Raw genomic sequence first — 8,364 nt, 5'->3', positions numbered from 1 at the left:
CGAGGCGGTGGCCGGCCATGCCAACCGCATCGAGATCGAGCTGCACGAGGATTACGCCGTCACCATCCGCGACAACCTGTCCTGGATCGCCGGGCCGGGTGGTTTGCTGGGCTGGCTCGGCTGGGCGATGATTCCGCTGGGCGCGGTGCTGGTCTTTATCGGCATCCAGCGCGCCCGCTTTCGCACCGGCGGCGCGGGTCCGGGCGTGGTGAATGTGGACGAGGGGCAGATCAGCTATTTCGGGCCGCTGACCGGCGGCGCGGTGGCGGCTCGCGACCTGGAGCGGCTGACGCTGGATCCCTCGCTGCGGCCGGCGCATTGGGTGCTGACCCAGCCGGGGGTGCCGCCGCTGTATATCCCGGTCAATGCCGAGGGCGCCGAGGCGCTGTTCGACGTGTTCTCGGCGCTGCCCGGCATCCGCACCGAGCGGATGCTGGCGCAGTTGCAGGGCGGTTCAGCCCTGCCCGTGGTGATCTGGGAGAAAACGCCATCGCGTCCGCCGGGCCTGCCGCTGCATTGACACCCCGGTCAAATCGCCCCACTTGTGACCGGGGCGGGAAACCGGAACGGAGCAGTATTCATGTCGATCCCACAGTCCGGCGGCGGGCCGATCGAGCGGCACGCGCAACTTGCCGAATATCTGGAAGCGGGCTGCAAGCCGCGCGCGGACTGGCGCATCGGCACCGAGCACGAGAAATTCGGCTATTGCAAGGACACGCTGAAGCCGATCCCCTATGAGGGCGAACGCTCGGTCCGGGCGGTGCTGGAGGGGCTGCGTGACGTGCATGGCTGGGCTCCGGTCGAAGAGGGCGGCAACCTGATCGGGCTGACCAAGGCTGGCGCCAATGTCAGCCTGGAACCGGGCGGCCAGCTCGAGCTGAGCGGCGCACCGCTGGAAACCATCCACGAGACCTGCGACGAGGTGAACGAGCACCTGCGCGAGGTCAAGGAAGTCGCCGACAAGGTCGGCGTCGGCTTTATCGGGCTGGGTGCCGCGCCGGTCTGGACCCATGACGATATGCCGCTGATGCCGAAGGGCCGCTATAAGCTGATGGATAGCTATATGCAGAAGGTCGGCAGCAGCGGCCGGGTGATGATGCGGCGCACCTGCACCGTTCAGGTCAATCTGGACTTCGCCACCGAGGCCGATATGGTGAAAAAGCTGCGCGTCGCCCTGGCGCTGCAGCCGGTGGCCACCGCGTTGTTTGCCAATTCGCCGTTTATCGAAGGCCGGCCCAACGGGATGAAATCCTATCGCTCGTGGGTCTGGCGCAACCTGGACGCGGACCGCACCGGGATGCTGCCCTTTGCCTTCGAGGACGGCTTCGGTTTCGAGCGCTGGGTCGATTACGCGTTGGATGTGCCGATGTATTTTGTCTATCGCGACGGCAAATATGTCGACGCGCTGGGCCAATCCTTCCGCGATTTCCTGAAGGGCGAGCTGCCCGCGCTGCCGGGGGAAAAGCCGACCTTGTCGGATTGGGCCGACCACCTGACCACGCTGTTCCCCGAGGCGCGGGTGAAAAAATTCATCGAGATGCGCGGTGCCGATGGCGGCCCCTGGCGGCGGCTTTGCGCGCTGCCGGCCTTCTGGGTTGGGCTGATGTATGACCAATCGGCGCTGGACGCCGCCTGGGACCTGGTCAAGGGCTGGGACGCGCCGACGCGCGAGGCGCTGCGGGTGGCCGCCGGCGACCAGGCGCTGCACGCGCGGGTCGACGGGATCGCCATGCAGGACCTGGCGCGCGAGGTGGTGGCGATTTCCGATGCCGGGCTGAAGGCGCGGGCGCGTCAGGGCGCCGGCGGGCTGATCCCGGACGAGACCCATTTCCTGAACGCGCTGAAGGAAAGCCTGGAAAGCGGCAAGGTGCCGGCCGACGAGTTGCTGGAGAAGTATCACGGCGAATGGGGCGAAGACCTGGCGCCGATCTATGGCGAGTACAGCTACTGAGCCGCGCGGCATCGCAAGGCGTGGCGCTGTGGCCGCAGTGGCGGGAAATAGCGCCGCCGCACCGGGCCCGGCGAGGCGCCACGACTCTGCCCGGCGCGGGGCGACTTGCAACAATCCGGAACGTCGTTCCGGATTGTATGCCGATCAAAGACCGGCAGCCGGCGCCGAGGATCAATGCCGACACCGGGCGACTTAAGCCGCCCGGCCCTCTTGAAGCCCCTCCGGGGCGATAATAAGACTCTGTAATCCGCCCCCGGTTTTCTCCGGATTTATCTAAACAACAGGCAGGCCACATGTTCGACCCCATCGAGACCTACAACAACACGCTTGTGCCCATGGTGGTCGAGCAGACCAGCCGCGGCGAACGCGCCTATGATATTTTCTCGCGCCTTCTGAAGGAGCGGATCGTTTTCGTGAACGGCCCGATCCATGACGGTATGTGCCACCTGGTGGTGGCCCAGCTGCTGCACCTGGAGGCCGAAAATCCCTCGAAAGAGATCAGCCTATACATTAACTCGCCGGGCGGTGTGGTGACTTCGGGTCTGTCTATCTATGACACGATGCAATACATAAAACCCAAGGTTTCAACGCTCTGCATCGGCCAGGCGGCTTCGATGGGTTCGGTCCTTCTGGCGGGCGGATCGGCGGGAATGCGCTTTTCGCTGCCCAACAGCCGGATCATGGTGCACCAGCCTTCGGGCGGCTATCAGGGCCAGGCGTCGGACATCATGATCCATGCCGCCGAGACGCAGAAATTGAAGGACCGGCTGTATGACATCTATGTCAAACATACCGGCCAGACCAAGGAAGCGGTGGAAAAGGCGCTGGATCGAGATAACTTCATGTCTCCGGAAGAGGCCAAGGATTGGGGCCATATTGACGAGATCGTCGAGAACCGGGGCAAAGCGGAAACGGAAGAAAGTTAATATCGCCGTGATTTGAAGCACAAAGCCAGTCGCATCCCGGACACGGCATAATTTGCAATTGTGGTGCCCGGATCGCTGGCCTAAGCTGTCGTGAAAGCGGGTGTGCTGCTCCAAATTTTGGGGCACGGTGATGAATCGAAGCCGAAAGGTAGGACATGGCAACGAATTCAGGCGGCGACAGCAAGAACACTCTTTACTGCAGTTTCTGCGGCAAGAGTCAGCACGAGGTCAGGAAACTGATCGCCGGGCCGACGGTGTTCATTTGCGATGAATGCGTCGAATTGTGCATGGACATCATCCGCGAAGAGACCAAGGCCAGCGGGCTGAAATCTTCCGACGGGGTGCCCTCGCCCAAAGACATCTGCGCGGTGCTGGACGATTACGTGATCGGCCAGTCCACCGCCAAGCGGGTGCTGTCGGTGGCGGTGCACAACCATTACAAGCGGCTGAACCACGCGCAGAAGGCTGGCAATGATATCGAGCTGGCCAAATCCAACATCCTGCTGATCGGCCCCACCGGCTGTGGCAAGACGCTGCTGGCGCAGACGCTGGCGCGGATTCTCGACGTGCCCTTCACCATGGCCGACGCCACCACCCTGACCGAGGCCGGTTACGTGGGCGAGGATGTCGAGAACATCATCCTCAAGCTGTTGCAAGCCAGCGAATACAATGTCGAGCGGGCGCAGCGCGGCATCGTCTATATCGACGAGGTCGACAAGATCACCCGCAAGTCGGAAAACCCCTCGATCACCCGCGACGTCTCGGGCGAGGGCGTGCAGCAGGCGCTGCTGAAGCTGATGGAAGGCACCGTGGCCAGCGTGCCGCCGCAGGGCGGGCGCAAGCATCCGCAGCAGGAATTCCTGCAGGTCGACACCACCAATATCCTGTTTATCTGCGGCGGCGCCTTTGCCGGGCTGGACAAGATCATCGCACAGCGCGGCAAGGGGTCGGCCATGGGGTTCGGCGCCGATGTGCGCGACAATGACGACCGCAATGTCGGCGAGATCTTCAAGGAACTGGAGCCCGAGGACCTGCTGAAATTCGGCCTGATCCCGGAATTTGTCGGCCGTCTGCCGGTTCTGGCAACGCTGGAGGATCTGGACGAGGACGCGCTGGTCACCATCCTGACCCAGCCCAAGAACGCCCTGGTCAAGCAGTATCAGCGCCTGTTCGAGCTGGAAGATACCGAGCTGACCTTCACCGACGACGCGCTGAACGCGATTGCCAAGCGGGCGATCGCACGCAAGACCGGCGCCCGCGGCCTGCGCTCGATCCTCGAGGATATCCTGCTGGACACCATGTTCGAACTGCCCAGCATGGACAGCGTGACCGAGGTGGTGGTGAACGAAGAGGCGGTGACCTCGGACGCATCGCCGCTGCTGATCTACGCGGAATCCGAAAAAGATTCGGCCAGCGCCGGCTAGATGTCGATACGGCGTATCTCGTCTGGCGGCATTTTCGAGCCGAAGGTCGGCTATTGCCGCGCGGTGGTGGCCGGCGGGTTCGTGCATGTCGCCGGAACCGTCGGGCAGGGCGACAGCGTGACCGAGCAATGCGCCTCGGCGCTGGCGATAATCGAAAAGGCGCTGATCGAGGCGGGGTCGGGTTTTGCCGATGTGGTGCGGGTCACCTATTACCTGCCCGACCGGACCGAGTTCGAAGCCTGCTGGCCGCTGCTGCGCGCGGCCTTCGGTGAGAATCCGCCCGCCGCGACAATGATCGAGGCGGGGCTGATCGATCCGCAATACCGCATCGAGATCGAGGTCACCGCGCTGGCGCGGGGCTGAGCCCGGCGCCCGGTGCGGTGCCTCTGGCGGCGCAAAACCTCCGGCGGCTGCGCACAGCGGCCCTTGTCTCTGGACGCCGCCGCCCGGATGCGCCATATCAGGATGGAACGATCTGAGAGGTTTCTATGGGCATCCTGAACACGCTGCTGCGCGCGGTCACCTGGTGGAACGGATCGACGCTGAACACCCAGCTGTTCACCGCCCGCCGGGGCGTGAAGGTGGGCGAGGACAGCCAGGGCAATGTGTTCTACCGCAATGCGGACGACAGCAAGCGATGGGTCATCTACAACGGCGAGATGGAAGCCAGCCGGATTGATCCCGAATGGCATGGCTGGCTGCACCGGACCTGGAAAGAAGCGCCGACCGAACGGCCGCTGCCGCGCAAATCCTGGGAAAAGCCGCATCAGGAAAATCTGACCGGCACCATGCTGGCCTATGCGCCGGCCGGATCGATCCGGCGCGCGGCCCCGGCCGAACGCAAGGATTACGAGGCCTGGAGCCCCGAATAATCCCAATAATCGGTTCAGCGCGGAGCAGGCGGCATGTCGAGCTATAACAAGATCGAAGTGATGGTGGGCGGCGTGGTTCTGGCCGCGGCCTTTGTCTTTGGCATCTACACCACCCAGACCACCGGGCTGAGCCGGTCGAGCGCCGGTTACGAATTGTCGGCCTCGTTCCGTTCGCTGGAAGGGGTCACCGTCGGCACCGATGTGCGGCTGGCCGGGGTCAAGGTGGGGACGGTGACCGACGTGTCGCTGAACGCCGCTACTTATCGCGCCGATACCCGGTTCACCGTGCTGAACGGGATCGAGATCCCGGATGACAGCGCGGTGGTGATTTCCTCGGAAGGGCTGTTGGGCGGCAATTTCGTCGAGATCATGCCGGGCGGATCGCTGGATTATTTCGCGCCGGGCGACGAGATCGAGGATACCCAGGGCGCGGTCAGTCTGATTTCGCTGCTGGTGCAGTTCGTCGCCGGCAGCGGAGGGGACGGAGAACAGTGATTCGCGGCGCGCTTCTGGCGGCGCTGATCGGTGCTGTCGCCGCCCCGGTGCAGGCCCAGGTTCAGGTGGCCTCGGGGCAGGGGGCGGTGCTGCGCGGGCTAGACAAGCTGAACGGGCAGACCCTGGATGGCGAGCTGTTCTCCGGCGGCGGCCGGGCGCTGATGGGGCTGGAGGTCGAGCTGGCCGATTGCCGCTATCCGATCGACAACCCGACCGGCGACGCCTTTGCCTATCTCACCATCCGCGAATCCGGCAAGCCCGAGGTGCTGTTCGAAGGCTGGATGATCGCCTCGGCCCCGGCGCTGAACGCGCTGGATCACAGCCGCTATGATATCTGGGTGCTGCGCTGTATCACCTCCTGAGCCGGGGGCGTCGCCGGGCCGGTAAAATCGCCGTCACGGGTCAGCGCCTCGCTCAGCAGGGCGCGATACTGGCCGCGGCTGATCTCGACCCCGCCCAGCGAGGCCAGGTGCGTGGTCAGGAACTGGGTGTCAAATAGGGTAAAGCCGCCCTGGGCCAGCCGGTGCACCAGATAGGCCAGCGCCACCTTTGACGCGTCGGTGCGGCGCGAGAACATGCTTTCGCCGAAAAACGCCCCGCCCAGCGCCACGCCATAGACGCCGCCCACCAGCAGGCCGTCCGCGCGCACTTCCAGCGAATGGGCATGGCCCATGCGGTGCAGGGCCAGATAGTGGTCACGGATTTCGGCATTGATCCAGGTTTCGGCCCGGTCGGCACAGCCATCGACCACCGCGGCAAAATCGCGGTCGATGGCGATGTCGAATTCGCCGCGCCGGATCCGGCGCGCCAGCGAGCGTGATACGCGGAACCCGTCCAGCGGGATGATGCCGCGGCGCTTGGGGTCGACCCAGAACACTTCGGGATCGTCGCGGTGTTCGGCCATGGGAAAAATACCCATGGCATAACCTTGCAACAGCAATTCCGGTGTCAGGTTCATCGCGGGCCGTGGTGGCTGTCTCCGGCCCGTTGCATAAGCGCGCGGGCCGGAGAAGGATAGCAGTGTCAGCCTTGTTTCGCGGCCGAGGCCAGCCACTGTTCAAGCCAGTGGATATTGTAGTCGCCTTTGAGAATATCCGCTTCCTGAAGCAGCGCTTCGAAAAGCGGGACAGTGGTGTGCACGCCATCGACGATCAGTTCGCCCAGCGCCCGGGACAGCCGGGCCAGCGCCTCGGGCCGGTCGCGGCCATGCACGATCAGCTTTCCGATCAGGCTGTCGTAATAGGGCGGGATGGAATAGCCATCATAAAGCGCGGAATCGATCCTTACGCCCAGGCCGCCGGGCGCGTGATACTGGGTGATGCGGCCGGGGCTGGGCGAGAAATCGGGCAGCTTTTCGGCGTTGATCCGCACCTCGATGGCGTGGCCGTTGATCTTCAGATCGTCCTGGGTGAAGGACAGCGGCTCGCCCGCGGCCACGCGGATCTGTTCGCGCACCAGGTCGACGCCAAAGATGCCCTCGGTCACCGGATGTTCGACCTGCAGGCGGGTGTTCATCTCGATGAAGTAGAACTCGCCGTCTTCATACAGAAACTCGACCGTGCCGGCGCCGGCATAGCCCAGCTCGGCCATGGCATCGGCGCAGATCTTGCCGATGCGGGCGCGTTCCTGGGCGGTGATGGTGGGGCCGGGGGCCTCTTCCAGCACCTTCTGGTGGCGGCGCTGCAGCGAACAGTCGCGTTCGCCCAGATGCACCGCCTTGCCTTTGCCATCGCCGAAGATCTGGATCTCGATATGGCGCGGCGTGGTCAGGTATTTCTCGATATAGACTTCGTCATTGCCGAAATTGGCCTTGGCCTCGGCGCGGGCGGTCTGGAAGGCGCGCTCCATTTGCGCCGCCGAGGCGGCCACCTTCATCCCCTTGCCGCCGCCGCCGGCGGTGGCCTTGATGATCACCGGATAGCCGATTTCGTCACCCAGCGTCTTGGCGGTGGCCAGGTCGGGCACGCCGCCATCCGAGCCGGGCACGCAGGGCACGCCCAGCTTTTTCATCGTGTCCTTGGCGGTGATCTTGTCGCCCATGATGCGGATATGCTCCGCCTTGGGACCGATGAAGGTGATGTCGTGATCTTCGACGATCTGCACGAAGCTGGCGTTTTCCGACAGAAAGCCATAGCCGGGATGGATCGCCTGGGCGCCGGTTATCTCGCAGGCCGAGATGATCGCCGGCACCGACAGATAGCTGCGCGGGCTGGGTGGCGGGCCAATACAGATGGCTTCGTCGGCCATGCGGACATGCATCGCGTCGCTGTCGGCGGTGGAATGCACCGCGACCGAGCCGATGCCCATCTCGCGGGCGGCACGGACCACCCGCAGGGCGATCTCTCCGCGATTGGCAATCAGGATCTTGTCGAACATGCGGATGCCTTATTCGATGATCATCAAAGGCGTGCCGTATTCGACGGCGGCGCCGTCCTCGACCAGGATGCGTTTGACGGTGCCGGCGCGCGGCGCCGGAATGTGGTTCATCGTCTTCATCGCCTCGACGATCAACAGCGTGTCGCCCTCTTCCACGGTCTTGCCGACGCTGACGAAGGACGGCGCGCCCGGTTCGGGCTGCAGGTAGATGGTGCCGACCATCGGCGAGGTCACGGCGCCGGGATGGCTGGCCGGATCGCTGGGCGCCTCGGGTGCGGCGGCAGGGGCGGCTGCGGCCACCGGTGCGGCATGGGCCGGGG

11 protein-coding genes are annotated in these 8,364 nt (G+C 64.4%); 8 read left to right on the top strand and 3 right to left on the bottom strand.

Translation table 11 applies throughout. The features are described from left to right. The 8 genes from CVM52_RS21315 to CVM52_RS21280 all read left to right on the top strand — a co-directional run. Positions 1 to 520: hypothetical protein (locus CVM52_RS21315; protein ID WP_205965004.1), on the top strand; the 520-nt coding region annotated here is incomplete at its 5' end. Between the two features lie 60 nt (positions 521 to 580). Further along, a complete protein-coding gene (locus tag CVM52_RS21310; RefSeq protein ID WP_100164408.1) occupies positions 581 to 1,951 on the top strand; it encodes a glutamate--cysteine ligase in 1,371 nt (456 codons plus the stop codon). Positions 1,952 to 2,244: 293 nt separating this feature from the next. Continuing rightward, positions 2,245 to 2,877: an ATP-dependent Clp protease proteolytic subunit gene (locus CVM52_RS21305; RefSeq protein WP_100164407.1), complete on the top strand. Its 633-nt coding sequence runs from the start codon at positions 2,245 to 2,247 to the stop codon at positions 2,875 to 2,877. A 155-nt stretch (positions 2,878 to 3,032) separates the two neighbouring features. Next, positions 3,033 to 4,301, top strand: a complete 1,269-nt coding sequence (clpX, locus tag CVM52_RS21300; RefSeq protein ID WP_100164406.1) for an ATP-dependent Clp protease ATP-binding subunit ClpX — start codon at positions 3,033 to 3,035, stop codon at positions 4,299 to 4,301. Beyond that, positions 4,302 to 4,664 carry a RidA family protein gene (locus CVM52_RS21295; RefSeq protein WP_100164405.1) on the top strand — a complete coding sequence of 121 codons (363 nt, stop codon included), beginning with the start codon at positions 4,302 to 4,304 and terminating at the stop codon, positions 4,662 to 4,664. A 125-nt stretch (positions 4,665 to 4,789) separates the two neighbouring features. Further along, the gene (locus tag CVM52_RS21290) at positions 4,790 to 5,173 is read left to right on the top strand and encodes an NADH:ubiquinone oxidoreductase subunit NDUFA12 (RefSeq protein ID WP_100164404.1); all 384 of its coding nucleotides are present in this window, start codon (positions 4,790 to 4,792) and stop codon (positions 5,171 to 5,173) included. A gap of 33 nt (positions 5,174 to 5,206) precedes the next feature. Continuing rightward, a complete protein-coding gene (mlaD, locus tag CVM52_RS21285) occupies positions 5,207 to 5,668 on the top strand; it encodes an outer membrane lipid asymmetry maintenance protein MlaD (protein WP_100164403.1) in 462 nt (153 codons plus the stop codon). Further along, entirely contained in the window at positions 5,665 to 6,030 is a 366-nt protein-coding gene (locus CVM52_RS21280) for a DUF2155 domain-containing protein (RefSeq protein WP_100164402.1), read from the top strand. Before mlaD ends, CVM52_RS21280 begins: the two co-directional genes overlap by 4 nt. Here the strand turns inward: CVM52_RS21280 and aat are convergent. From aat to CVM52_RS21265, 3 genes are all read right to left on the bottom strand, one after another. Next, positions 5,994 to 6,626, bottom strand: coding sequence for a leucyl/phenylalanyl-tRNA--protein transferase (gene aat, locus CVM52_RS21275; RefSeq protein WP_100164401.1), 633 nt, complete (start codon positions 6,624 to 6,626; stop codon positions 5,994 to 5,996). The genes CVM52_RS21280 and aat overlap by 37 nt on opposite strands. Before the next feature lie 65 nt (positions 6,627 to 6,691). Continuing rightward, a complete protein-coding gene (gene accC / locus CVM52_RS21270) occupies positions 6,692 to 8,044 on the bottom strand; it encodes an acetyl-CoA carboxylase biotin carboxylase subunit (protein ID WP_100164400.1) in 1,353 nt (450 codons plus the stop codon). Positions 8,045 to 8,053: 9 nt separating this feature from the next. Next, positions 8,054 to 8,364: acetyl-CoA carboxylase biotin carboxyl carrier protein (locus CVM52_RS21265; protein WP_306372775.1), on the bottom strand; the 311-nt coding region annotated here is incomplete at its 5' end.

Source organism: Pseudooceanicola lipolyticus (genome assembly GCF_002786325.1).
In the GTDB taxonomy this organism is placed as follows: Bacteria; Pseudomonadota; Alphaproteobacteria; order Rhodobacterales; family Rhodobacteraceae; genus Pseudooceanicola_C; species Pseudooceanicola_C lipolyticus.
This window is presented reverse-complemented; position numbering and strand designations above follow the sequence as displayed.

Coding starts and splice junctions, on each gene's coding strand:
- CVM52_RS21310 (WP_100164408.1), top strand. CDS start 581: ATGTCGATCCCACAGTCCGGCGGCGGGCCGATCGAGCGGCACGCGCAA.
- CVM52_RS21305 (WP_100164407.1), top strand. CDS start 2,245: ATGTTCGACCCCATCGAGACCTACAACAACACGCTTGTGCCCATGGTG.
- clpX (WP_100164406.1), top strand. CDS start 3,033: ATGGCAACGAATTCAGGCGGCGACAGCAAGAACACTCTTTACTGCAGT.
- CVM52_RS21295 (WP_100164405.1), top strand. CDS start 4,302: ATGTCGATACGGCGTATCTCGTCTGGCGGCATTTTCGAGCCGAAGGTC.
- CVM52_RS21290 (WP_100164404.1), top strand. CDS start 4,790: ATGGGCATCCTGAACACGCTGCTGCGCGCGGTCACCTGGTGGAACGGA.
- mlaD (WP_100164403.1), top strand. CDS start 5,207: ATGTCGAGCTATAACAAGATCGAAGTGATGGTGGGCGGCGTGGTTCTG.
- aat (WP_100164401.1), bottom strand. CDS start 6,626: ATGAACCTGACACCGGAATTGCTGTTGCAAGGTTATGCCATGGGTATT.
- accC (WP_100164400.1), bottom strand. CDS start 8,044: ATGTTCGACAAGATCCTGATTGCCAATCGCGGAGAGATCGCCCTGCGG.